This window comes from Microbacterium azadirachtae (genome assembly GCF_025583665.1).
Lineage (GTDB): Bacteria > Actinomycetota > Actinomycetes > Actinomycetales > Microbacteriaceae > Microbacterium > Microbacterium azadirachtae.
Genome location: NZ_CP099706.1, coordinates 2,210,579 through 2,235,290 on the forward strand (window position 1 = coordinate 2,210,579; position 24,712 = coordinate 2,235,290).

Annotated in this window: 20 protein-coding genes; 3 read left to right on the top strand and 17 right to left on the bottom strand. The window is 71.2% G+C overall.

The features are described 5' to 3' along the window. Window position 1 precedes the first annotated feature (1 nt). From NFX31_RS10585 to NFX31_RS10605, 5 genes are all read right to left on the bottom strand, one after another. The gene (locus tag NFX31_RS10585; protein WP_262955674.1) at window positions 2-1,270 is read right to left on the bottom strand and encodes an extracellular solute-binding protein; all 1,269 of its coding nucleotides are present in this window, start codon (window positions 1,268-1,270) and stop codon (window positions 2-4) included. A 154-nt stretch (window positions 1,271-1,424) separates the two neighbouring features. Further along, window positions 1,425-2,894 (bottom strand): aspartate ammonia-lyase, encoded by a 1,470-nt coding sequence (locus NFX31_RS10590; protein ID WP_045251757.1) that lies wholly within the window; start codon window positions 2,892-2,894, stop codon window positions 1,425-1,427. A gap of 64 nt (window positions 2,895-2,958) precedes the next feature. Then, complete coding sequence (locus NFX31_RS10595) at window positions 2,959-3,861, bottom strand: metallophosphoesterase (protein ID WP_045251756.1); 903 nt, start codon at window positions 3,859-3,861, stop codon at window positions 2,959-2,961. A gap of 77 nt (window positions 3,862-3,938) precedes the next feature. Continuing rightward, entirely contained in the window at window positions 3,939-4,271 is a 333-nt protein-coding gene (locus NFX31_RS10600) for a hypothetical protein (protein ID WP_045251755.1), read from the bottom strand. Beyond that, window positions 4,268-5,506, bottom strand: a complete 1,239-nt coding sequence (locus tag NFX31_RS10605) for an inorganic phosphate transporter (protein WP_045251754.1) — start codon at window positions 5,504-5,506, stop codon at window positions 4,268-4,270. Before NFX31_RS10605 ends, NFX31_RS10600 begins: the two co-directional genes overlap by 4 nt. A gap of 127 nt (window positions 5,507-5,633) precedes the next feature. Between NFX31_RS10605 and NFX31_RS10610 the strand changes: the two genes are divergently transcribed. Then, the gene (locus NFX31_RS10610) at window positions 5,634-7,763 is read left to right on the top strand and encodes a S9 family peptidase (RefSeq protein WP_262955675.1); all 2,130 of its coding nucleotides are present in this window, start codon (window positions 5,634-5,636) and stop codon (window positions 7,761-7,763) included. A 138-nt stretch (window positions 7,764-7,901) separates the two neighbouring features. Here the strand turns inward: NFX31_RS10610 and NFX31_RS10615 are convergent, their stop codons facing one another. From NFX31_RS10615 to NFX31_RS10645, 7 genes are all read right to left on the bottom strand, one after another. Then, window positions 7,902-8,930: a 6-phosphofructokinase gene (locus NFX31_RS10615; RefSeq protein ID WP_045251752.1), complete on the bottom strand. Its 1,029-nt coding sequence runs from the start codon at window positions 8,928-8,930 to the stop codon at window positions 7,902-7,904. 216 nt (window positions 8,931-9,146) lie between these two features. Then, entirely contained in the window at window positions 9,147-11,291 is a 2,145-nt protein-coding gene (locus NFX31_RS10620) for a DEAD/DEAH box helicase (protein WP_045251751.1), read from the bottom strand. Between the two features lie 219 nt (window positions 11,292-11,510). Next, window positions 11,511-12,515, bottom strand: coding sequence for a bifunctional riboflavin kinase/FAD synthetase (locus NFX31_RS10625; protein WP_045251750.1), 1,005 nt, complete (start codon window positions 12,513-12,515; stop codon window positions 11,511-11,513). After that, on the bottom strand, window positions 12,512-12,931 hold the full coding sequence (locus NFX31_RS10630) for a hypothetical protein (RefSeq protein ID WP_156156822.1): 420 nt from the start codon (window positions 12,929-12,931) through the stop codon (window positions 12,512-12,514). The genes NFX31_RS10625 and NFX31_RS10630 overlap by 4 nt, the downstream gene beginning before the upstream one ends. A 136-nt stretch (window positions 12,932-13,067) precedes the next feature. Next, on the bottom strand, window positions 13,068-13,439 hold the full coding sequence (locus NFX31_RS10635) for a hypothetical protein (RefSeq protein WP_045251748.1): 372 nt from the start codon (window positions 13,437-13,439) through the stop codon (window positions 13,068-13,070). Further along, window positions 13,436-14,332, bottom strand: a complete 897-nt coding sequence (truB, locus tag NFX31_RS10640) for a tRNA pseudouridine(55) synthase TruB (protein WP_045251747.1) — start codon at window positions 14,330-14,332, stop codon at window positions 13,436-13,438. Before truB ends, NFX31_RS10635 begins: the two co-directional genes overlap by 4 nt. Window positions 14,333-14,370: 38 nt before the next feature. Next, window positions 14,371-15,003 (bottom strand): hypothetical protein, encoded by a 633-nt coding sequence (locus NFX31_RS10645; protein ID WP_262955677.1) that lies wholly within the window; start codon window positions 15,001-15,003, stop codon window positions 14,371-14,373. Window positions 15,004-15,077: 74 nt separating this feature from the next. On the opposite strand from NFX31_RS10645, the gene NFX31_RS10650 reads away from it, so the two are divergent. Further along, on the top strand, window positions 15,078-15,968 hold the full coding sequence (locus NFX31_RS10650) for an HhH-GPD family protein (protein WP_091477352.1): 891 nt from the start codon (window positions 15,078-15,080) through the stop codon (window positions 15,966-15,968). 37 nt (window positions 15,969-16,005) lie between these two features. Here the strand turns inward: NFX31_RS10650 and NFX31_RS10655 are convergent, their stop codons facing one another. From NFX31_RS10655 to nusA, 5 genes are all read right to left on the bottom strand, one after another. Beyond that, on the bottom strand, window positions 16,006-18,189 hold the full coding sequence (locus tag NFX31_RS10655; protein WP_262955678.1) for a LuxR family transcriptional regulator: 2,184 nt from the start codon (window positions 18,187-18,189) through the stop codon (window positions 16,006-16,008). Between the two features lie 204 nt (window positions 18,190-18,393). Next, the gene (gene rbfA / locus NFX31_RS10660) at window positions 18,394-18,825 is read right to left on the bottom strand and encodes a 30S ribosome-binding factor RbfA (RefSeq protein WP_045251742.1); all 432 of its coding nucleotides are present in this window, start codon (window positions 18,823-18,825) and stop codon (window positions 18,394-18,396) included. Between the two features lie 142 nt (window positions 18,826-18,967). Next, complete coding sequence (infB, locus tag NFX31_RS10665; protein ID WP_262955679.1) at window positions 18,968-21,727, bottom strand: translation initiation factor IF-2; 2,760 nt, start codon at window positions 21,725-21,727, stop codon at window positions 18,968-18,970. A gap of 60 nt (window positions 21,728-21,787) precedes the next feature. Beyond that, window positions 21,788-22,015 (bottom strand): DUF448 domain-containing protein, encoded by a 228-nt coding sequence (locus NFX31_RS10670; RefSeq protein WP_245762855.1) that lies wholly within the window; start codon window positions 22,013-22,015, stop codon window positions 21,788-21,790. Between the two features lie 185 nt (window positions 22,016-22,200). After that, a complete protein-coding gene (gene nusA / locus NFX31_RS10675; protein WP_045251739.1) occupies window positions 22,201-23,187 on the bottom strand; it encodes a transcription termination factor NusA in 987 nt (328 codons plus the stop codon). A 123-nt stretch (window positions 23,188-23,310) separates the two neighbouring features. Here nusA and NFX31_RS10680 point away from each other — a divergent pair, with 123 nt between their 5' ends. Beyond that, window positions 23,311-24,687: a flavin monoamine oxidase family protein gene (locus NFX31_RS10680; protein WP_262955680.1), complete on the top strand. Its 1,377-nt coding sequence runs from the start codon at window positions 23,311-23,313 to the stop codon at window positions 24,685-24,687. Window positions 24,688-24,712 lie beyond the last annotated feature (25 nt).

Consider the following 24,712-nt stretch of genomic DNA (forward strand, 5'->3'; position numbering starts at 1 on the left):
CTCACTTCAGCCCGATCGTGTCGGCGTCGGACTGCAGCTTCTTGAGCGCGTCGGCGACCGAGGTCCCGCCGCGGCGGATCGATTCGAGCGCCTGGTCGCCCTTGGCCGCCACCTGCACCCAGGAGGTCGTCACGGGCGGAGCCTTCGCCGTCTCCAGCTGGGTGCCGAAGGTCGGCAGGCTCGCGTCGGAGGAGACGGACTTCTCCTGCCACGCGGCCTTCGCCGCGGGCAGATCGCCGGTCGCGGCGTAGAAATCGGCCTGCACCTTCGGATCCGCCAGCCAGCGCGCGAGCTTCCACGCCGAGGAGGCGTTCTTGCTGCCGTTGAAGACCACGAGGTTCGCACCGCCGCTGAACGACACCGAGGACTTGTCCGCCGGGAGCACGGCCGTGGCGTACTTGCTCGCGAAGTCCGCACCGCCGACCGAGGCCAGCTGGCCCCGGAGGAACGGCCCCTCCACCACCATCGGCGTCGTGCCGGCGACGAACTCGGACTCGACCGCCCCTGCGGAGGTGTCAGCGTTCGGGTCCGCGAGCTTCTTGTCGAAGAAGCTCTTGTAGTACTCGATCCCCTTGGTCATCTCGGGGGTGTCGAGCGTCCACTTCTTGCCGTCGGTCACCTCGGCACCGGCCGACCACGGCATCCACAGCGCGCCCTGGAAGGAGTCGTTTCCGGCGGGCATGCGGATCCCCCACTTCGCCCCGCCCTGGGACTGCATGTCCGCCGCCATCTTCTGCAGCTCCTCCCAGGAGGCCGGAGCCTTGGTCCAGCCGGCCTTCGCGGCGATGTCGGTGCGGTAGTACAGCACGCGGGTGTCGACGTACCAGGGGATGCCCGCGGCCCGGTCGCCGACCTTGGTGGAGCTCACCGCCGCGTCGAAGAATCCCGACGTGTCGATCCCGGCGGGCACGGTGCCGAAGGAGTCCCCGAAATCGGCCATCCAGGTGGTGCCCATCATCGCGATGTCCGGGGTGTTGCCGCCCGCGATGGCGGTCTGGATCTTGTTGTGCGCGGCATCCCAGGGGATCGCGGTCACCGTGACGGTGACGCCCGGGTTCGCCTTCTCGAAGGTCTTGACGAAGTCGGGCAGGGCCTCCCCCTCGGCTCCCATGGCCCACATCGTGATGGTTCCCTTGGCCGGCGCGTCGTCGAGCTGCACCGCCGTGGCGCTGGGGGCGGACGACCCGCCGTCCGCGCGGCCGCACCCCGTGAGCGCGAGGCCGATCGCTGCGAGAGCCGCGATCCCGGCCAGAGCTGTCCTGCTTTTCACGTCTTCCTCCTTGAAGCGTCCATCGACTGGATCTAAGCGCATAGATTCTCGCTCTTCGTCGATCTAAGCGCATAGATCCCGGGAATGCAAGAGCAGGAATGCCGAACGGCCCGCCACTGCAGCGCGTGGCGGACCGTTCGTGCGGTGCGTCGGGTCAGGCCCCGGCGTCGACGTCCTTCGACGGGATCACCGGGATCGCCGCGGTGATCGTCTCCAGACCGGACAGGCGCGCGGGCGACAGCTGCTTGGTGACCTCTTCGCGCGACATCAGCCCCGCCTCGACGACGAGGTCGGCGACGTTGCGGTTGGTCAGCAGGGCCGTCTTGGCGAGCGCCGCGGAGGCCGCGTAGCCGATGAACGGGGTCAGCGCGGTGATGACGCCCACCGAGGAGCCCACCATCGCACCCAGACGGTCGCGGTTGGCGGTGATGCCGTCGACGCAGTTCACCCGCAGGGTCCACATCGCCTGGCGCATCCAGGTGATCGACTGGAAGATCGAGTGGGCGATCACGGGCTCGAACGCGTTCAGCTGCAGCTGACCGGCCTCGGCCGCCATCGTCACCGTCATGTCGGATCCGGCGACGGCGAAGGCCACCTGGTTCACGACCTCCGGGATGACGGGGTTGACCTTGCCCGGCATGATGCTGGACCCCGCCTGCATCGCGGGCAGGTTGATCTCGCCGAGGCCCGCCTGGGGGCCGGAGGAGAGCAGTCGCAGGTCGTTGCAGATCTTGGACAGCTTCATCGCGTTGCGCTTGAGCGACGACGAGAACGACATGAAGGACCCGGTGTCGCTGGTCGCCTCGACGAGGTCGCTGGCCGTGGCGAGGTCCAGACCCGAGATCTCGCGCAGGTGCTTCAGCACGGCGGGCGCGTAGTTCGGGTGCGTGGTGATGCCGGTGCCGATCGCCGTCGCGCCCATGTTGATCTCGTACATGAGCCAGGCGTTCTCGGTCAGACGCGTGTGGTCGTAGCCGAGCGTCGACGCGAAGCCGTGGAACTCCTGGCCGAGGGTCATCGGCACGGCGTCCTGCAGCTGCGTGCGGCCGACCTTCAGAACGTCGTGGAACTCGCGCGCCTTGTTGAGGAACGACACGCGCAGCAGGTCGAGCTCGTCCAGCAGCGAGCGCAGGTTCAGCGAGAGGCCGATCTTGACGGCCGTCGGGTACACGTCGTTCGTGGACTGGCTGCGGTTGGTGTGGTCGATCGGCGAGAGGAACGCGTAGTCGCCCTTCTCGCGGCCGGCCAGCTCGAGCGCGATGTTGGTGATGACCTCGTTCGCGTTCATGTTGGTGGACGTGCCGGCGCCGCCCTGGATGACGCCGACGATGAACTGGTCGTGGAACTCGCCGTTGATCACCTTCTGCGCCGCGGCGTCGATGAGGTCGGCGCGCTCGGCGTCGAGGGCGCCGATCTCCTTGTTCGCCCGGGCGCTGGCCTGCTTGACCATCGCGAGCGCCTCGATCAGCTCGGGGTAGACCGAGATCGGTCGCTTCGTGATCGGGAAGTTCTCGGCGGCGCGGAGCGTATGGATCCCCCAATACGCGTCCGCAGGGATCTCCTTGCTTCCCAGGGAGTCGGTTTCGGTTCGGGTGGTGCGGGTGGCAGGCGCAACGGCGGCCATGGACACATCCTCGTGGGTGATGGCGAACAGGGAAGGGGGATGCGTCCATCCTAGCCGCCCGAGATCACCGCCCCGGCTTGCGCGAGAACGCCTCCAGGCGCTCCTCGGGTGTCAGCCGCTCCATCCTCGCGACCCATTCCGGGCTGAAGGTGTCCACCGGAATCGCCTCGACCACAGGGACCACCGTGTGCGCGATCGTCTCCGGCCGCACGTGGACGAGCTGGAACGACTGCGCGGCGTCCATGCCGTTCACCTGGTCGCCCGGGCTCGCCACGTCCATCGTGTAGCAGGTGGCGCTCGCGACGCTCACCGGGATGCCCGCGAACGTCGCGTGCAGCGAATAGTGCAGGTGTCCGGCGAGGATCCCGCGCACGTCGGATCCGCGCAGGATCTCGGCGAGCTCGTCCTGATGACGCAGCTCCAGGATGTCGAAGAAGGGGATGTGGCTGGGCACGGGCGGGTGGTGCATCGCGAGGAGGGTGCCGTGCGGGGCGGGCTCGCTCAGCTGCTCGGCGAGCCAGGCGCGCTGCTCGGCGTCCACGTCGCCGTGATGCCAGCCGGGGACGGTCGAGTCGAGCGCGATCACGCGCAGGCCCCGGAGATCCCACACCCCGGTCACCGGGTCCTCCGTGGGCGGAGCATCGAGAAGGTGCTCGCGCAGCACGGCGCGCTCGTCGTGGTTGCCCGCGACCCAGATGACCGGAGCGCCGAGGCGCTCCGAGACGGGAGCGACGGCGGCGCGGAGCCGCCGGTACGCGTCGGGCTCGCCGAGGTCGGCGAGATCGCCGGTGACCACGATCGCATCCGGCCGTTCGACCGCGTTCTCGATCGCGGCGAGCGTGCGCGCCAGCGTGCGATCGACGTCGAAGCGCCCGCCGAGAGCTGCGCCTCCCGCGAGGAGATGCGGATCGCTCAGATGCACGAGGGTGTGCGTGGGCGGCGCATAACGGCCGAACTGCACTGTCATGCCCCCAGGCTAGCGGGCGCTCCGGACGCCGGCGTGGAGCGCCCGAGGCGGCTCCTCGGCTCCTCGGCGGGCCCGTGCTACTTCACGACGATGAGCAGGATCCCCGCGGCCACCGCGGCCGTGCAGACGGCGAAGCACGCGTACGCGGCGACGAGCGCGAGCGACTTCTGCGCCTCGCTGAGCGGGCTCTTGCGGGCGGCCTTCGCGGCGGCCTTCGCGGCGCGCTTGGCCTCCTTGTCGCTGATCACCGTGATCGCATCGGTGAACTCGGCCGGGGTGACGACGGGCACGCGGCCGGCGCGCACGAGCATGCGCAGGCCCAGGGCGTAGAACCCGACCACGAGCAGAGTGCCGACGAGAGCGGCCCCGAGCACCTGGAAGAACGCCTCCCAGTGGATCGCCACGGTCATCGTCCCGCCCCCTTCTCGCGAGCCTTCGCCCGTTCGCGCGCCCGCTGCGCCCGCGCCTGACGCGGCGTGAGCGGCGGCTCCTCCGGCACCTCGACCGCGCGCGCGGAGTCGGCGACCTCGCTGAAGGCGTTGTTGGCCGTGACGGCGTTGCGGCGCGAACGCAGGAACAGGCCGATGATCACGGCGAGCGCCAGGATCGCGTCGATGAGCACGCCCCAGCCGCCCCCGATCACCACGATGAGCGCGGCGAGCGCGCCGACGGCGGCGGCCGCCGGAAGGGTGAGCACCCATCCGATCGCGATGCGACCTGCCGTACGCCAGCGCACGGCGGATCCGCGACGGCCGAGGCCGGATCCGATCACGGACCCGGAGGCGACCTGCGTGGTCGAGAGCGCGAAGCCGAGCGCGCTGGAGGCGAGAATCGTGGCGGCCGTGGACGTCTCCGCGGCGAAGCCCTGTGCGGGCTTGACGTCGGTGAGGCCCTTGCCGAGGGTGCGGATGATGCGCCAGCCGCCGAGATACGTGCCGAGGGCGATCGTGCAGGCGCAGGCGATGATGACCCACAGCTGCGGCTCGTGGTGGGCGCCGGACTGCCAGCCGACCGTGATGAGGGCGAGCGTGATGACGCCCATGGTCTTCTGCGCGTCGTTCGTGCCGTGCGCGAGGGCCACCAGCGACGACGTGAAGATCTGACCCCAGCGGAATCCGCTGCGGCCGTCGGGCTTGCCGTCGTACCGGCGCGTGATCAGATACGCGAGCTTCGTGGCGAGGAACGCGATGAGGCCCGCCGTCACCGGTGCGATCAGTGCCGGCAGCACCACCTTGGACAGCACCGCGCCGAAGTCGATGCCGTTCATGCCGATCCCGACGAGCGTGGCGCCGATCAGGCCGCCGAACAGCGCGTGGGACGAGCTGGACGGGAGTCCCAGCAGCCAGGTGAGCATGTTCCAGGTGATCGCGCCGATGAGGCCCGCGAAGATCAGCGCCGGGAAGAGATCCCCGTGGATCTGGTCCTCCCGCACGATCCCGCCGGAGATGGTCTTGGAGACCTCGGTCGACAGGAACGCGCCGACGAGGTTCAGACCCGCCGCCAGCATGACGGCCGTGCGCGGCTTGAGGGCGCCGGTCGCGATCGGGGTCGCCATGGCGTTGGCCGTGTCGTGGAACCCGTTGGTGAAGTCGAAGAAGAGTGCCAGCAGGATCACCAGCACGACGATGAGGGCTGCGGTTTCCACCGTTCGCTTTCGGGAAGTGGAGGGACGTGACGAACGAAGAGTTCACCGGGAGTACAGCATCCGTTAACGGACCGCTCTGCATCCTCCCATCCCGGCCCAGACCGGTCAACTCGGCTAGCGTGGGATGGTGACCTCCGTCTCCGCTTCACCCTCCCCCTCTTCGCTCGTCCCTCCGCGCGCCGCGCGGCGTTCGCTCCTGCGGACCCACCACGGCGACGTGTTCGACGATCCTTACGACTGGCTGCGCGCGAAGGAGGACCCCGAGGTGATCGCTCACCTCGGGGCCGAGAACGCCTACACGGACGCGCGCCTGGCGCACCTCGAGCCGCTGCGCGAGGCGCTGTTCCAGGAGATCAAGGGGCGCGTCCAGGAATCCGACCTCTCGGTGCCCACGCGTCGCGGCGACTGGTGGTACTACGGGCGCACCGTCGAAGGACAGCAGTACGGCCTCCAGTGCCGCGCCGCCGTCTCCTCCCCCGACGACTGGACGCCTCCGGTCCTGGATCCCGCCGTCCCCGTGCAGGGAGAACAGATCCTGCTCGACGGCAACGCCGAGGCGGAGGGGCACGAGTTCTTCGCGATGGGCGCCTTCGACGTCTCGGACGACGCCACCCGGCTGCTGTGGTCGACGGACTTCGAGGGCGACGAGCGCTACACCGTGCACGTGCGCGACCTCGCCACCGGCCGGACGCTCGCGGACGAGATCCCCGGCACGTCCGGAGCGTTCTTCACCCCGGACGGCACGGCCGTGATCTACACGACGGTCGACGACTCCTGGCGCCCGGACACCCTCTGGCTGCACCGGATCGGCACGCCGGTGTCGGAGGACGTGCAGCTGTTCCACGAGCCGGACGAGCGATTCTGGCTCGGCGCGGGGATCACCCGCAGCCGGAAGTACCTCGTGATCGGGGTCGGATCCTCGATCACGAGCGAGGAGCTGCTCGTCGACCTCGACGACCTGACCGCGCCGCCGCGAGTCGTCTGGCCGCGGAGGGAGGGCGTGGAGTACTCCGTGGAGCACGCCGTGGTCGACGGCCGCGACGAGCTGCTGATCCTCCACAACGACGGGGCGCTCGACTTCGAGCTCGTCGCCGTATCCGCGGCCGACCCCCAGGGCGGACGGCGCGTGGTGCTGCCGCACACGCCGGGGCGCCGCCTGCTCGACGTCGACGCGTTCCAGGACGTCACCGTGGTCGCCTACCGCTTCGAGGGCCTGGAGCGCATCGCGCTGATGGATGCCGCCACCGGAGCGCTCGACGAGCTCGGCTTCGACGAGCCGCTGTTCTCCGCCGGCTTCGGGGGCAATCCGGAGTGGTCCTCCCCCTTCCTGCGCCTCGGCTACGGCTCGTTCGTGACCCCCTCCACCGTGTACGACCTGGAGCTGGCGACCCGCACCCTGCACCTGCGCAAGCGTCAGGCCGTGCTCGGGGGCTACGACCCGGCCGCCTACGGTCAGCGGCGCGACTGGGCCGTGGCCGACGACGGCACGCGCGTGCCGATCTCGCTGGTGTGGAAGCGCTCCTTCGGAGAGCCCGGTTCCGCTCTCCGGCCCGTGCACCTGTACGGATACGGCTCGTACGAGCACTCGATCGATCCTGGCTTCTCCGTCATGCGCCTGAGCGAGCTCGACCGCGGCGTGGTGTTCGCCGTCGCACACGTGCGCGGCGGCGGCGAGATGGGCCGGCAGTGGTACGAGGACGGCAAGCTCGGCCAGAAGACCAACACGTTCACCGACTTCGTCGCCGCCGCGCGCCACCTCGTCGCCTCCGGCATCACCGAGCCGTCGCGGATGGTGGCCGAGGGCGGCAGCGCCGGCGGCCTGCTCATGGGCGCGGTCGTGAACCTCGCCCCCGAGCTCTTCGGCGGCGTCCTCGCCTCCGTGCCCTTCGTCGACGCCCTGACCACGATCCTGGATCCGTCGCTCCCGCTCACCGTGATCGAGTGGGACGAGTGGGGCGACCCGCTGCACGACGCGGATGTCTACGCCTACATGAAGTCGTACACCCCGTACGAGAACGTGCGCGACGGGGTGGCGTATCCGTCGATCCTCGCGGTCACCTCGCTCAACGACACCCGGGTGCTGTACGTCGAGCCCGCGAAGTGGGTGGCCCGCCTGCGCGACGCCGGCGCCGAGGACGTGCTGCTGAAGTGCGAGATGGTCGCCGGACACGGCGGCGTCAGCGGACGGTACAACTCCTGGCGCGAGCGCGCGTTCGAGCTCGCCTGGATCCTGGACCGGCTGGGCGCCGCCGCCTGACGCGCGGACGCCTCGCCCCCCTCCCCTGCGCCGGCCTGCCGGAATCAGGCGGATCGGCCGGGATCAGGCGGATCCGCGTGTGTTCGCCTGCTCTTGGTCGATCGGCCCCGGCCCAGCAGAACCGGGGCCGATCGGCGTTCAACCGAAGAGGGTCGCCGCCGCGTCGTAGCGGTTGCGGGGCACCGTGTTGAGCTCGCCGAGGGCGTCGGCGAACGGGACCCGCACGATCTCGGTGCCGTGCAGGGCGACCATCTGGCCCCATGCCTCGGCGACGACCGCGTCGGCGGCGTGCATGCCGAGTCGCGTCGCGAGCACCCGGTCGAAGGCGGACGGGGCGCCTCCGCGCTGGATGTGACCGAGGATCGTCGCCCGGGTCTCGATGCCGGTGAGCCGCTCGATCTCCGGGGCGAGCAGATCGCCGATGCCGCCGAGCCGCGGACGGTTGAACGCGTCCAGCCCCTTGTCGCTGTACGCCTCGTCCATGTCCTTGAGCTTGAAGCCCTCGGAGACGACGACGAGCGGAGCGCGCCCGCGATCGTTCGCGCTGGTGACGAGTGCGGCGATCTCCTCGAGCGACATCGGCACCTCGGGGATGCAGATCACGTGCGCCCCGGCCGCCATGCCGGCGTGCAGCGCGATCCAGCCGACGTGGCGGCCCATCACCTCGGCGACCATGCAGCGCCGGTGCGAGTCGCCGGTGGTGCGCAGACGGTCCATGGCCTCGGTGGCGATGTTGACGGCCGTGTCGAATCCGAACGAGTAGTCGGTCGCACGCAGGTCGTTGTCGATGGTCTTGGGAACCCCGACGACGTTGATCCCCTCCTTGTGCAGGCGGTCCGCCGCCGCGAGGGTCCCCTCGCCGCCGATCGCGATGATGCCGTCGATCTTGTGCCCGTACAACGTCTTGGCGATGTTCTCGGCGCCGCCGCGCGGACCCTCGTACGGGTTGGTGCGGCTGGTGCCGAGGATGGTGCCGCCGACCTTGGAGAGTCCCTTGACCTCGTGCCGCGTGAGGGGGAAGAAGTCGCCGTCGACGACGCCGCGCCAGCCGTCGCGGATGCCGACGAACTCGAGGTCGTACGCCTCGGTGCCTTTGAGCACGATGCCGCGGATGACCGCGTTCAGGCCGGGGCAGTCGCCACCGCTGGTCAAGATGCCGATCTTCATGGGTCGTCCTCGGGAGGGAAGGGAAAGGAAGCGCGGCACCGTTGCCTCGTTCGACACTAGTGCCGATCTGCTCCGCGGCGCCATTCGAGCGCGCCGAAAACCCGCATTCTTACGCACTCGCTCGCCGAGTTCTCGGCTTCTTGACGAAGAACGGCGCTTCACCACCCGAAAGCGGGTGAAGAAGCGCCGTTCTTTGCGATCGTTGCGGACTCCGCGTCAGCTGCCGCCCAGCGCCTCGCGGAGGAGGTGCATGAGCGCGGCCAGCTGCACCGACTCGCTGGCGCCTTCCTCGACGGCCTCGCCGTCGAGCGCGCGCGCCGCGAGGCCCTGCTTCTGGTCGATGAGCTCGGCGATCTTCGTGTCGAGCGTGTGCGCGGCGATGATCCGCCACGCCGTCACGGGCTCGTCCTGGCCGATGCGGTGGACGCGGTCGATCGCCTGCGTCTGCTCCGCCGCCGTCCAGCTGAGCTCCGCGAGCACCACGTTGGAGGCGGTCTGCAGGTTCACGCCGACGCCGGCGGCGGTGAGCGAACAGACCGCGATGCCGACCTCCGGGTCGCCGTTGAACGAGTCGATGGCCAGCTGGCGCGCGGGCGTGGACTGGTCGCCGCGGATCGAGACCGCCTTGATCCCCGCCGCCGCGAAGTGCGCCTCGGCCTGATCCATGACGTCGATGTGCTTCGCGAAGAACACCACCTTGCCCACCGAGCGCTGCAGCTGCGCCGCGTAGTCGGCGGCGAGCAGCGCCTTGGCCTGACCGATCTTGCGCACCATGGTGAAGACGTTGTCGCCCCCGGTGCCTGCGGCCTTGGACTCCTCGAGCTCGCCGTGCGCCACGAGACGGACGATGTCCTCGTCGATCTCGCCGTGCGCCAGTCCGCGGTCCCCGCGTGCCTCGATGATGCGCCGGTACTTCGCCGCCATACGAGCACCGAGCTCGGCCTCGGCCTGGCGGATGCTGCGGCCGAACTCGTCGTCCAGCTGCACCGGCAGGTCGGCGATGAGCTTGTCCGGCAGGTCGGCGGCGACGTCCTTCTTCTTGCGCCGCACGATGCCCATCGAGATGACCGCATCCCTGGCCTCGCCGTAGAACGCCTTGTCCGCGGGCGTGAGTCCGGTGGCGTCCAGCTTGTCCGCGAGCTCCGCGGAGGGGCGCTCGCCGTTGGTCCAGCCGAGGAAGCGCCAGATCGCGTCGAAGTCCTCGACGTCGTTGATCAGCGGGGTGCCGGTCAGCGCCATCAGCAGCGGACGTCCGTTCGGAGTCTGCTCCCTGATCCGCGTCGCGAGCGCCAGGACGTTCTGGGACCGCTGCGAGGACAGGTTCTTGATGAAGTGCGCCTCGTCGACGACCATCCCGCGCAGGCCGATCTCGCCGAGCCAGGACAGGTGCCGGTCCAGGATCTCGTAGTTCACGATGAACACATCGGCGAAGGCGTCGACGTCCTGGCCGTCGCCCTGGATGACGGCGGCTCGGCGCTGCGGCGTCCACCGCTCGACCTCGCGCGCCCAGTTCATCTTCACGACGTTCGGTACGACCACGAGCAGCGGGTAGGCGTCGGCGACCGACGCAGCCAGCACCGACTGCGCGGTCTTGCCCAGGCCCGGCTCGTCCGCGAGCAGGAAGGAGCGATGGCCGGCACGCACGGACTCGAGGAACCGGGACTGGTGCACCATCACCTCCAGGCCCTTCGGCGAGATGTGGTCGTACTCGGGCAACGGGGGCAGCTCCATCGAGGCCGTCGCACCGCCGGCGCCCGTCTCGAACGCCTTGTACAGCGGGCCCATCAGCTCCCAGCCGTCCAGACGACGACGCGGGGTCACGGCGGGACGCGGCGTCAGGTCGGGCGCGAGGAACGGGTTCGCGAGCATCCGCGACTCCACCGACGGCGGGGTCACCTGGCGCTCGGCGAGCGCGGCGGGCACGACGGGCGCCTGCTGCACCCGGATCACGTCGGCGATCACCAGCTCCTCGGGGGCGAGCTCCGCGCCCGACTCGAGCAGCCAGTCCCGCCGCATGCGCTTCGCGACGGGGCTCGTGGCCTGATCGGCCTCGAGCAGCTGAATGAGCGAGGTGTCGCGCGCAGCGGTCTTCGCGAGGATCGTCGCGACGCCGTCCAGCCGCTTGAGCTGCTCGGCGCGGGCGCTGTCGCCGAGCTCCGTGTCGCCCTTGACCCTGGCGCGCTCTTCGCGCACCAGGAACGCGATCACCTGGAACTTGACACGGTTCGTGGGCCCGAGCTTCCCGTGCTGGGCCTTGGCCTCGATCTCGCGCACCTTGCGCGCGAGGATCGGGATCAGCGGCGCGTCTTCGTCTCGGCGCGACGTCTTCTTCCGCCGGGTGGCGGTCGCCGTGGTCGGCATGCTCCTCCTGAGCGTGGATGCCGTCCCACACGGACGGCGGCTGGTCCGAACGATGACCGTCCGGATGGACGGTGCCTCCGGGCGATGCGATGTCCGCGGACGGCGACTGTCGGTCGGCAGTACGCGGACCGCGCGGACGGCGAACCCCGTAGGCGTGCATCGCGCACGTCGAACACAACGGGTTCGCGGTAAGTTTACGCCACTCGTGCGGTCACGCGGTCACGACGCGGGCGAGTCCGCGACCTCTGCTCCCCCGGCCGCCGGAACACCGGCCGGCTGCGGGACGCCGAGCAGGCTGCGCGCCTGCGCCACATCCGAGGCGATTCCCTCGACGAGCGCGTCCATGCTGTCGAACGCCGTCATGCCGCGCAGCCGGTGCGTGAACTCCACGGTCACGTCGTGTCCGTACAGGTCCAGGCCCGGACTGTCGATCGCGTGCGCCTCCACCTGGCGTTCCGGGACGTCGTCGAAGGTCGGGTTCGTCCCGACGGAGATCGCGGCGGGATGCGTGACCCCCGTGGTGTGGTCCACCAGTCGTCCGGCGTAGACGCCGTCGGCCGGGACCATCTCGTCCAGCAGCGTGGGCAGGTTGGCCGTGGGGAATCCGAGCTCGCGGCCGCGCTTGAGCCCGTGCACGACCTCTCCGCGCACCGACACGGGCCTGCCGAGCACGGCGCCGGCGAGCGTCACGTCTCCCGCGGCGAGCAGCTCCCGCGCCCAGGACGACGACACCCGCCGATCCGTGCCCTCGAGGAAGACGTCCTCGATCACGTCGACGGTGAAGTCGTGGTCCCGGCCCAGCTCTGACAGCAGGGCGGGCGTTCCGCTGCCGCCGCGGCCGAACCGGAAGTCGCGGCCCACGAGCACGGTGGCGACGTGCAGTGCGTCGACGAGGATCGACGTCGCGAAGTCCTCCGCGGTGCGCGAGGCCAGCTGCTCGTCGAACGTGAGCACCAGCACCGCGTCCAGTCCGCATCCGGAGAGCAGGTCGATCTTGCGCTCGACCGACACCAGGTCGTCGGGGCAGCGATCGGGGCGCAGCACGCTCAGCGGATTGCGGTCGAAGGTGACGGCGACCGTCTTCGCGCCGATCCGCGCGGCATCCTGCTGCGCGCGGCGGAACACGGCGCGGTGTCCGGAGTGCACGCCGTCGAACTTGCCGATCGCCGCGACCGTGCGTCCGAAGTCGGCGGGGATATCGGCCGGATCCCGGAAGACGATCATGCGGTCGGCCCTTCCGGCAGGATCTCCGCGGGCCGCGCCGACGGGCGATGCGCGATCAGCCACCACAGGCCGAACAGTGGCAGCACCAGGGGGATGAAGATGTAGCCCGAGCCGAACTGCGACCACACGGTCGGGTGCTGGAAGAGCGAGGGATGGGTGAGGCTGAGCGTGCCGACCACCAGCACGCCGACCAGCTCGAAGGCGATCGCGACCCAGGCGACGCGGTACCAGCCCGGCCGGCCCGACAGGATCAGGGCCAGGGTCGCCACGATGTAGACCACGGCGGAGAGCGCCGAGAGCGTGTAGGCGAGCGGTGCCTGATCGAAGGCGCGCGCGATCTGGACGAACGAGCGGCCCGTGGCGCCGAGCGCCATCACGGCGTACACGATCACGAGCACGCGCCCGATGCCGCGCATCCGCGGTCGCACCGGTGCGGTGGACGATCCCTCCGGCTGCGGGGAGGAGTCGGAGGGGGTCGAGGATCGCGCGGTGCTCATGGCGTCTCCATTCTACGGAACGGGACGGACACGGCGTCCGCCGAGACCGTTCCGGTCAGCCGCCCATCGGCGTCGTCCAGATCACCTGCATCCGCCAGATCATCACCGCGAGCGACAGCGAGACCACGCCCATGATCACCGTGCTCCAGCGGGACCGCTCCAGCAGCGCCCACGTCGCGCCGCCGATCGGCAGCAGCACGGCCGACACGAGGTACACCCCGTACTCCAGCCCGTCACCGCGCGCGGGGTTGCCTGCGAAGGGCGAGACGATCGCCATGACCACCTGGACGATCAGGAGGAGCTCCACCAGCGCCAGGGATCCCACCGTCCAGTCGTTGGGACGCTTCCCCGCGAAGCCCATGATCAGGCAGAAGAGTCCGGCCGCGACCGCCACCGCGAGCTGCACGACGGTGAACCACAGGATCATGACGCCCCCTCCGGCATGTTCATGGCGCTCTTCAGGTCGTCGCCGCGGCGCTCCACGATACCGATCAGGACGCCGTCCGGATCGATCGCCGCGGCGCGCGGGCCCTCGAGCCGGGAGCGCTGACCCACGAGGCGCTTGCCGTGCCGCAGGTCGACCGCTTCCTGGGCCGTCACGGGGAGCACGGGCAGGATGCGGCCCGCGGCGTCGGCCGACGTGAGCGGCTGCGCGTCGGCGAGATCGACGAGGCCCGTGGCGTCCGCCACGTCGAACGGACCGACGCGGGTACGCCGCAGGGCCGTGAGGTGCGCCCCGACGCCGAGGTCGGCACCGAGATCGCGGGCGAGCGCGCGGATGTAGGTGCCCGAGGAGCAGTCCACGACCACATCGAGATCGCGGGTCCCGGCGTCCCCCGCACGGTCGGCGAGCACGTCGAACCGCGACACGACGACGTCACGGGCGGCGAGGACGACCTCCTCCCCCGCGCGCACCCGGTCGTAGGCGCGGCGTCCGTCGACCTTGATCGCGGAGACGGCGCTGGGCACCTGCGAGATCGCGCCTGTGAGAGCCGCCACGCCGGCCTCGATCCGGTCCCCGGTGATCGCGGCGACCGCGTGCGGGTCGGCGGTGGAGACGATCTCCCCGTCCGCGTCGTCGGTGCCGGTGGTCTGGCCGAGGCGGATCGTGGCGAGGTACGTCTTGTCGGCGCCGACGACGAAGGTCAGCAGCCGGGTCGCGGCCTCGATGCCGACGACGAGCAGCCCTGTGGCCATCGGGTCGAGAGTGCCGGCGTGACCCACCTTCCGCGTGCCGAACGCCCGGCGGGTGCGGGCGACGACGTCGTGACTCGTCATCCCGCCCGGCTTGTCGACGAGCAGGATCCCGCTGGTTGCCATCCTCCCAGCCTAGGGGCGGAACGCCGGGTGCCCGAAACTCAGCCGCAGTACTCCGCCGAGGGCTTGTCCCGAGTCGTCACCGTCACCTGACGCACCGTGCGGGAGTCCGGGTAGAGCGTGAAGTACACAGCGCCCTGAGCGGGATCGCCCGTGCGGATCCACGGACCGTAGCCGCTCGTCCCCTCGGCCGCTCCCGGGTAGGCGGCACGCACCTGCTCCTCGGTCGACCCCACTCCGACCCCGCTGTCCGTCTGCGGGCGCGGCCCCGTCGTCGAGCCGAGCACCGCGATCTCCGAGACCACGGGTTCGGACTCGGACGAGTCCCCCGCCGCGACCAGCTGCAGCTCCGAGTCGCCCCAGAGCGCCGCCCATCGGCAGCTGTCGCGGATCGACCAGCCCGCCAGATCCGGCAGCGCCGACACCTTGTCTCCGAGCCGGACAGCGCCCACGCCGGCGGTCGAGATGATCCAGGTCGACGGCGAGGACGGATCCTCGGCCGGCGCCGACGACGAGGCAGGGGGGCTGGAGACCGGCGGTGTCGACGGCGACACCGCCGGGGACGCAGAAGGCGTCGGAGACGACGCGGTGGTCGCGGTCGGCGCGCACGCCGCCAATCCGATCATGGTCAGCACGGCCACGGCGCCGCACGCGAGCCTACTGGTGGTGGTCATCTCCGGTCTCCCTCTGTGTGGTTGCTCGTCCCCCGTCGCGACGGCGACGCCGTCCGCAGCCATAGGCTAGAGCCATGCCGCCCTCACCCACCCGCGGCGCGCCCGAGCTGATCGCCTGGTATCGCGCGCATGCCCGGGACCTCCCGTGGCGACGGCCCGAGTACCTCGCCCGGTACGGCGCGTGGGGGGTGCTGGTGAGCGAGTTCATGCTCCAGCAGACGCCGGTGACACGGGTGATCCCGCACCTGCAGGCGTGGCTCGCCCGCTGGCCGGACCCTGCGGCCCTCGCGTCGGCGACCGGCGCCGAGGTCCTGCAGCAATGGGCGAACCTCGGCTATCCCCGTCGTGCGCTGTGGCTGCATCGGGCGGCCGTCGCCATCCGCGACCAGCACGACGGCATCACGCCGCGCGATGTGGCGTCGCTGCTCGCGCTGCCCGGCATCGGCGACTACACGGCGCGTGCGGTCGCCGTGTTCGCCTTCGGGGACCGCCATCCCGTGGTCGACACGAACACCCGTCGCGTGATCGCCCGCGCCGTTCACGGCAGGGCGCAGCCCGAGCCGCCTTCGCGCCGAGACCTCGACGACATGCTGGCACTGCTCCCCGACGATCGGGGCGACGCCGCGATCGTGAACGCCGCAGCCATGGAGCTCGGTGCGACGGTGTGCACCGCGCGCACCCCCGACTGCGCGCGCTGTCCCCTCCTCGACAGCTGCGCCTGGCGCGCGGCGGGCTATCCGGAGAGCGAGGACCGGCGGCGCAGGCAGGCGCGCTACGAAGGCTCGGACCGGCAGGCGCGCGGCGGAGTGCTGCGCGCGCTGCGGCACGCCGACGGTCACCGGCTGCCGGCCGCCGAGGTCCTCGCCGACTGGCCGGATCCGGCGCAGCGCGATCGTGCGATCGACTCCCTCATCGCCGACGGCCTCATCGAGGCGGAGGACGGCGAGTTCCTGCTGCCCCGCTGACCCCTCCGCGCCCGGCTCCGGGGAGGCACAGGGACGGTCAGAGGTGCTGTTCGGTGCGGTGCGCGAGCACCGTCAGCTCGTGCCGGGTGCGGACGCCGAGCTTCGCGAAGATCCGACCGCCGTGGACCTCGACCGTCCGCACGGACACGTGCAGCGCCAGCGCGATCTCCCTGTTCGTGCAGCCCTGCGCCATCAGCAGCGCGACCTCCAGCTCGCGGGCGGTGAGGATCGTCTCCCAGGTGGCACGACACACCTCGAGCACGGGTGTCGAGACGTCGTCCCTCGCCCTGCCGGTGCCATGCCGCGGCGCGTCCAACATGCGCAGCCTGCGGTCGACCATGCCTCGCCATGCCTGCGCCCCCGACTCGTCGAAGAGGCTCTGTGCCGCGCGCAGATGCCGCACGGCGCGGCTCCGGTCTCCTCGCACGGCGCACGCCGGACCCAGCAGAGCCTCCAGCCGTGCCCGCTCGAACGGCGAGCGGATCCCCCTGCTCTCCGCTGCGATCTGATCGAGCTCATCGCGCCATCCCGACGTCCGGGTCTTCCGTACACGCTGACGCAGCAGGCGCGCGGCGGTCGCGTCCGGCGGCTCCGGTGCCCGAGGGGCGCCGAACGGCCCGATCTCGTCGAGCCCCGGCAGCGCGAACGGCTCGGGCGGCCCGCACCTGTCCGACCAGAGCCGCATGTGCACGGCGGCCTCGTCGCTGCGGCCCTGCAGGAACGCGCCGAGGGCGCGATCGACGAAACCCGTGCCCTCGCGCACCCACGGCAGGCACACTTCGAGATCGCGCGAGAGCGCCCCGACCCTGCCGTCCACGGCGAGCTCCAGCCGCCGGGACAGCGCCACCGCCAGCCCCGCGAAAGGCAGCGCCACCGGAAGCTCGTCGGCGGCCGCGCGGAGCAGATCCAGCGCGATCCCGATCCTCCCCGCCCAGACGTGCAGCAGCACCTCGGCGACGGCCCTGCGCGCCCGGTGCATCGGCGCCCGTGCCGGCAGCCCGGCGCAGATCTCCTCCGTCTCGAGGGCATCGGTCTCCGTGAGAGCGTGCAATCCGGCGCGGGGATCCCCGCTCAGCCCGAGGTACAGCGCATGCGCGATGGACGCGGATCCGCCGCCGGCGGTCATCGTCGAGCTCCCGCCCGCCAGCACGTCGCACCAGGCCTGGAGCGCGGATCTCTCTCCGCGGTCGTGCTCCATCCCTGCGCCGACGGCGAGCCACGCCGCACTGCGTCGGTGGTCGCCGCGCTCCGCGCTGAGGAGTGCACCCCGCACAGCCGCCGAGCGGTATCCCTGGCTCGTCGCATCCCCGGGGATCAGGCCGGCGGGTGCGGGAACCACTCCGTGCCGGAGCGTGCGGGCGAGCACGTACGCCGCGGTGGCGTCTCCGCGGTGGGCGCCGTCGATGCGGCGCGCTCCCTCGATCCGCTCCAGGGCGTCCACGACCCAGCCGCCGGAGAGCGCGGCGTGACCGGCGCACAGCAGCGCTGCGGCATGCGCCGGCGTGCCGGATCGTGCGTGCGCCACGGCCTCCTCGGCGTGCGCCCAGGCGCGGGAGAGGGATCCCCTCCTCAGTGCGACGCGGGACTGGGCGACCAGCGGCTCGACGAATCCGGGATCGCCGGAAGCCGAACCGCGGGCGCGATGCCACAGCGCCGCGTCCGGATCTCCTGCGGTCGCGTATGCGGCGGCGAGCAGACGATGCGCACGGAGCCGGACCGACGCGGTCGACGCGGCGAGCACGGCCGTGCGGAGTGCGGCATCGCTGAAGCGGAAGATCCCGCCATGCGCCTCGACGAGCCGGCCGAACCGCGACGACACGATCCTGTCCGCGCTGCCGCCCGTGATCGCATGGAGCACGGACAGCGGACCTCGTCCGCACAGCGCGAGAGCGAGCACCCGGTCGGGATCCAGGTCCGGCGGCAGCAGGCTCCGCGACCGTGCCGCGAGTGAGGGCACGTTCGGCAGCGGGTCGGGCAGGGCGCGCCAGCCGCGCCGGCACTCTGCGCCCAGCGCCGCCAGCACCTCGGCGACGGCGACCGGATCACCCGCGCACGCGGCCGAGACGGCGGCACGCACGTGCGGCGCAGCGACGCCCTCCGGCGAGGGATCGTGACCATCGGCGGGTTCCGCAGCGCGCGTGCCCCGCGGACCGACGTCGGCGACGATCCCCCGTCGTGCGAGGTCGTGCACCGCCGGGCGCGCGCGTGTCGTGCCGTCCATCCCGCCAGCCCCCCGCTGTCGCAGACGCGCACGCCGCCGTGCGCTGTCTTCGGAACGTAGCAATGTCCGTCGCGCGAACCGCTGCTCATGGCGCTCAGTGACGGGGATGTGCCCGGCATTGCGCCATGAGACGACGAAGGCCCCGAGAGCGGTCTCCCAGGGCCTTCGTCGATTCCGGCGTGCCGCATCGCGGCGTCCGGCGGATCACTCCTGCGCAGCGTCCTCCTCGACCCGGTACGGGTCGGCGTCGCCGGCATAGCTGCCGGAGGCTGCAAGCTTCGCGACCTCCTCATCGCGCTCCCGCGCCTGGCGCAGCAGATCGCTGATGTGGTCGGCGTTCTCCGGCAGCGCGTCCGGGATGAACTCGAGCGTCGGGACGAGGCGCACGCCGAGCTGCCGGCCGACCTCCTTGCGCAGGAGGCCCGTCGCCGAGGTCAGCGCCGCACCGGACGCGACGCGCTCCTCCTCCGAGCCGAGCACCGTGTAGAACACGGACGCGTGCTGCAGATCGCCCGTGACGCGCACGTCGGTGATCGTCACGAAGCCGAGACGCGGATCCCGCAGCCCCTTCTCGAGGCGCTCGGCGAGGATGACGCGGATGCGATCCGCAAGTCGTGCCTGTCGTTCTCCGGCCATGTCCCTACCCTCTCACTCTCTCATCCGCCGCTGAGTCACGAACGGAGCAGGATGGCATCCTGTGGCGGCCGTTGGGGCGTCCGCGAAGCGGACCGGGCCCCCATCAGGCCGACACAGGATGCCATCCTGCGTCACCAGGCGCTTACGCGCGCGGCTTCTCCACCATCTCGGTCGTCTCGATCTCGTCGCCGACCTGGATGTCGTTGTACTTGCCGAGGCCGATACCCGCCTCGAAGTCCGTGCGGACCTCGGTGACGTCGTCCTTGAAGCGACGCAGCGACTCGATGGCCAGGCCGTCGGCGATGACCACGCCGTCGCGGATGACGCGCGCCTTGGCGTTGCGCGTGATCGTGCCCGAGCGGACGATGACACCGGCGATGTTGCCGAACTTCGAGGAGCGGAACACCTCGCGGATCTCGGCGACACCCGACTGGACCTCTTCGAACTCCGGCTTGAGCATGCCCTTGAGGGAGTTCTCGATCTCGTCGATCGCGTTGTAGATGACCGAGTAGAAGCGCACGTCCACGCCCTCGCGGGATGCGGCCTCGCGGGCCTTCGTGTCGGGGCGGACGTTGAAGCCCACGATGATCGCGTTGTCGATCGTCGCCAGGTTCACGTCGCTCTCGGTGATCGCACCGACGCCGCGGTGGATGATGCGCAGCTGCACCGAGTCGTCGACCTCGATCTTGAGGAGCGACTCCTCCAGCGCCTCGACGGCACCGGACACGTCGCCCTTGATGATGAGGTTGAGCGTCTCGACCTTGCCCTCTTCCAGAGCGCGGGTGAAGTCCTCGAGCGAGATGCGCTTGCGGGCCTTGGCCAGCTGGGCGTTGCGCTCGACGGCCTCGCGCTTCTCCGCGATCTGACGGGCCATGCGGTCCTCGTCGGTCACGATGAAGACGTCGCCGGCGCGCGGGACGGAGTTCAGACCCTGCACCTGCACCGGGCGGGACGGCGCCGCGGCCTCGACCGCATCGCCGTTCTCGTCGATCATGGCGCGCACGCGGCCGTAGGCCGTGCCCGCGACGATCGCGTCGCCGACGCGCAGCGTTCCGGACTGGATGAGCACCGTCGCGACCGAACCGCGGCCCTTGTCGAGCTTCGCCTCGATGGCGATGCCTCGCGCGGCCTTGTTCGGGTTCGCGGTGAGGTCGAGGCCCGCGTCCGCGGTGAGCAGCACGGCGTCCAGGAGCTCCTGGATGCCGGTGTTGGCACGAGCCGACACGTCGACGAACATGACGTCGCCGCCGTACTCCTCTGCGACCAGGCCGTACTCGGTCAGCTGCTGACGCACCTTGGCGGGGTTCGCCTCGGGCTTGTCGACCTTGTTGACCGCGACCACGATCGGCACACCGGCCGCCTGCGCGTGGTTCAGCGCCTCCACCGTCTGCGGCATGATGCCGTCGTCGGCGGCGACCACGAGGATCGCGATGTCGGTCACCTGCGCACCACGGGCGCGCATGGCGGTGAACGCCTCGTGACCCGGGGTGTCGATGAAGGTGATCGCGCGCTCGATTCCGTCGTGCTCGGTCCAGACCTGGTACGCACCGATGTGCTGCGTGATGCCGCCGGCCTCGCCGTCGATGACGTTGGTCTTGCGGATCGCGTCGAGCAGCCGGGTCTTACCGTGGTCGACGTGGCCCATGACGGTGACCACGGGCGGACGGATCTCGAGGTCGTCCTCGCTCTCCGCCTCCAGCTCGGCCTCGAGGTCGAGACCGAAGCCCTCGAGGAGCTCCTTGTCCTCGTCCTCGGGCGAGACCATCTGCACCTTGTAGCCGAGCTCCTCGCCGAGCACCTCGAAGGTGGCCTCGTCCAGCGACTCCGTTGCCGTGGCCATCTCGCCGAGGTTGAAGAGGATCGTGACGAGCGTTCCGGGCTGCACGGTGTAGCCGTTCAGCGCTTCGAGCTTGTCCGCGAAGTCGGCGATGGAGGCGCCACGACGCAGACGGATCGTCTCGCCGTTGCCCTTGGAGACGTTGACGCCGCCGACGACCGGCGCCGACCGCATCTCGAACTCCTGCCGCTTCGCCCGCCGCGACTTGCGCTGCTTGCTCTTGCCGCCGCCCTTGCCGAACGCGCCGGCCGTGCCGCCGCCGGGACCACGGCCACGACCGCCGCCACCGCCGGGACGTCCGGCGAAACCGCCGGCCGGAGCGCCGCCGGGACGCTGGAAGCCGCCGCCCGCGCCGGCGCCCGCACCGGGACGGCCGGGACCGCCGGTGCGCTGCTGGAACGGAGCGCCGGGACGACCGCCGCCCTGGCCGGGACGACCGGGACGCCCTGCACCCTGACCGGGGCGGGGCGCGCCGACGCGCGGCGAACCGGGACGCGGCGCCTGCGGACGCGGGATGTTGCCCGGCGTCGGGCGCTGGCCCATGCCCTGCTGCGACGCGAACGGGTTGTTGCCCGGACGCGGGCCGGCGGGACGCTGGCCCATGCCCTGCGAGGACGCGAACGGGTTGTTGCCGGGGCGCGGGGCACCGGGCTTCGGCGCTGCCGAGCCGCCGGGCTTGGGCGCCGCCGGCTTCTCCGCGGCAGGTGCCGCCGGAGCCGCGGGCGCAGCCGGGGCCGCGGGCTTCTCCGCCGCCGGGGCGGGAGCCGTCTCGACCGGCTTGGCCGGACCCGGCTTCGGGCCGGGGGTCGGCGCCTTGGGGCCGGGCTTGGGTGCGCCGGGGGTCGCCGCGCTCTTCGCAGGCGCCGCCGGAGCAGCCGCCGACGCGGGCGCGCCGGCGGGCTTGTCGGCCTCGATCGCCGCGCGCAGCTTGCGCGCCACGGGAGGCTCGATCGTCGATGAGGGGGACTTCACGAACTCGCCGAGCTCCTTGAGCTTCGCGAGTGCGAACTTGCTGTCGACGCCGAGTTCAGCGGCGATCTCGTGCACGCGTGGTTTACCAGCCACAATTCTCCTGTCAGGGGTCGGTCCGCCCTGACAGGGCAGACCACTAGTCGCGGACGGGTCTCATTTCGAGCCGTTCACTTTGTTTCCATAGCCGTTCAGCCGTTTCTCGAGGGTCTGCATGTTCTCTGCTTCCGGGAATTCCAGCACAGGGGACACACGGAGCGCACGGGCGAAGGCGCGTCGCCGCTGGGCGGTCTCCACGCACTCCGGAGTCGGATGCACCCACGCACCCCGCCCCGGCAGCACGGCCTGCTCGTCGAAGACGAGCTCACCGTTCCGGATGACCACCCTGATCAGGGAGGCGCGAGATGCACGAGCGCGGCAACCGACACACGTTCGTACAGGTTCCATCTTACACCTCAGATCTGGGGCGTCCTTACGCGACGCTCAGCGGAGACGTCGTCTCGGTCGCTGCGCGCCCTCGCTCCCTCTCGATCAGCGCCGCATCACCGCGGCTACGCCGCATCGATCCCTCACGCGTCGAGGATCGAGTCCGGCTGGATGTCGATCTTGGCGCCCGTGAGCTTGGCGGCGAGGCGCGCGTTCTGCCCCTCCTTGCCGATCGCGAGCGACAGCTGGTAGTCGGGCACGAGGGCACGGACGGCCTTGGTGCCGGCGTCCAGGACGAACGCGCTCGTGACCTTCGCGGGCGACAGGGCGTGCGCCACGAACGTCGCCAGATCCTGGTGGTAGTCGACGATGTCGATCTTCTCCCCCGCCAGCTCCTCGGTGACGGCCCGCACGCGGCGGCCGAGCTCGCCGATGCACGCGCCCTTGGCGTTGATCGAGGGATCGTTCGCCTTCACCGCGATCTTGCTGCGGTGGCCCGCCTCGCGCGCGAGTGCGACGATCTCCACCAGACCGGCGGCGATCTCGGGCACCTCGAGCGCGAAGAGCTTGCGCACGAGCCCCGGGTGCGTGCGGGAGACCGTGATCGCGGGACCCTTGGCGCCCTTCGCGACGGAGGTCACGTAGACGCGGATCCGGGATCCGTGCGTGTACTCCTCGCCGGGCACCTGCTCCTCGGGCGGCAGGATCGCCTCGACGGACCCGAGGTCCACGTGGATCATGCGCGGGTTCGGGCCCTGCTGGATCACGCCGGCGACGATGTCGCCCTCCTTGCCGCGGAACTCGCCGAGCACCGCGTCGTCGGCGATGTCGCGAAGGCGCTGTCCGATGACCTGCTTGGCGGCGAACGCGGCGATCCGGCCGAAGTCGTCCGGCGTGGAGTCCTCCTCGCCGATCACGACGCCCTCCTCGTCGAGGACCGGCACCATGACGGCCACGTGGCCGGTCTTGCGGTCGAGCTCGACGCGGGTGCCCTCGGTGAGCGAGCCCTCGTGGGAGTCGTGCTTGGCGTAGGCGGTCAGGACGGCCTGTTCGATGATCGCGATCAGCTCGTCGAAGGGGATCTCCTTCTCCCGTTCGATCGTGCGCAGCAATCCGAGATCGATATCCATGGCGGCCTCCCTGTTCAGCTCTCGTCGGCGCGCATCCGCACGCACGACATCCGTACAACGATACCCTGGTCCGGCTCCCCTGCGCGATCGACGGCCGCTCGCGCGCGGCTCCAGGAGGACCGGATGACGAACGACGACAGCGCGACCAGCCACGACGTGATCGTCGTCGGCGCCGGCATGTCCGGCGTCGTCGCCGCGCGCCTCCTCGCGGACGCCGGGCTGCGGGTCGTCGTCCTGGAGGCGCGCGACCGCATCGGCGGCCGGATGCACAGCGATCGCTCGGCGGGATTCCCCGTCGATCTCGGCGCCTCCTGGATCCACGGCATCGAGGACTCGCGCCTGGCCGAGCTCGTGCAGGCGCTCGAGATCCCGACGCTCGAGTTCACGGTCGGCAGCTTCCAGGTCGGCGGACGGCCGATCGCGGACTTCGACGGCGAGGGGCGGCGCATGACGGCCGACGCGAGCGCCCGGTGGGTCGCGGACGTCGACGCCGCCGACCGTGCCGTCGGGCAGGAGATCGAGGCGGCCTCCCCCGGCGACACCTACCTCGATGTGACTGAGCGCGCTCTCGACCGGCTCGAGCGCCTCCCCGACGCGATGGATCCGGAGCGCATCGACGAGATCCGCGAGTTCTTCCGCCATCGCGTCGAGGAGCAGTGCGGCGCCTGGATCGGCGACCTCGACGCCCACGGCCTGGACGAGGACGCGATCGACGGCGACGAGGTGATCTTCCCGCGCGGGTACGACGAGCTCCCGGCGCGGATCGCGGCGGGCCTGGAGGTGCGCCTCGCGCACGTCGTCCGGCGCGTCGGACGCGACCCCCGCGGAGTGCGGGTCGAGACGGACCGGGGGACGTTCTCGGCGGCCCAGGCGATCGTGACCGTGCCCCTCGGCGTGCTGAAGGCCGGCGCGATCGCCTTCGAGCCGCCGCTGCCCGAGGCGGTCGCGGGACCGCTCGCGCGCCTCGGGATGGGTGTCTTCAACAAGGTGTTCCTGCAGTTCCCCGCACGCTTCTGGGAGGACGGGGTCTACGCCGTCCGGGCCCTCGGCGAGCCAGGGGAGCACTGGCACTCGTGGTACGACGTGTCCGCGATCAGCGGACGCCCGACGCTTCTGACCTTCGCCGCCGGTCCGTTCGGCCGTCGGATCCAGGGCCTGTCCGACGAGGAGATCGCGCGTGACGCGACCGCCGCGCTCCGCGCGCTGTACGGGGACGGGATCCCGGCCCCGAGCGCGCACCGGATCACCCGCTGGGGCGAGGATCCCTACGCGCAGGGCTCCTACTCGTATCTCGCCACCGGGTCCTCCCACCACGACCACGATGCGCTGGCCGGACCGGTGGACGGCGTGCTGCACTTCGCCGGCGAGGCCACCTGGGGCGCCGAGCCCGCGACCGTCGGCGGCGCCTATGCCTCGGGTGCGCGGGCGGCGGAGCGCGTGCTGGGCCGGCCGGCGGATCTCACGGCGTTCGCGGCGGGGATCCGCGCCGTCGCGTCCTGATCCGCAGGGTGTTCGGGCGCGGCGC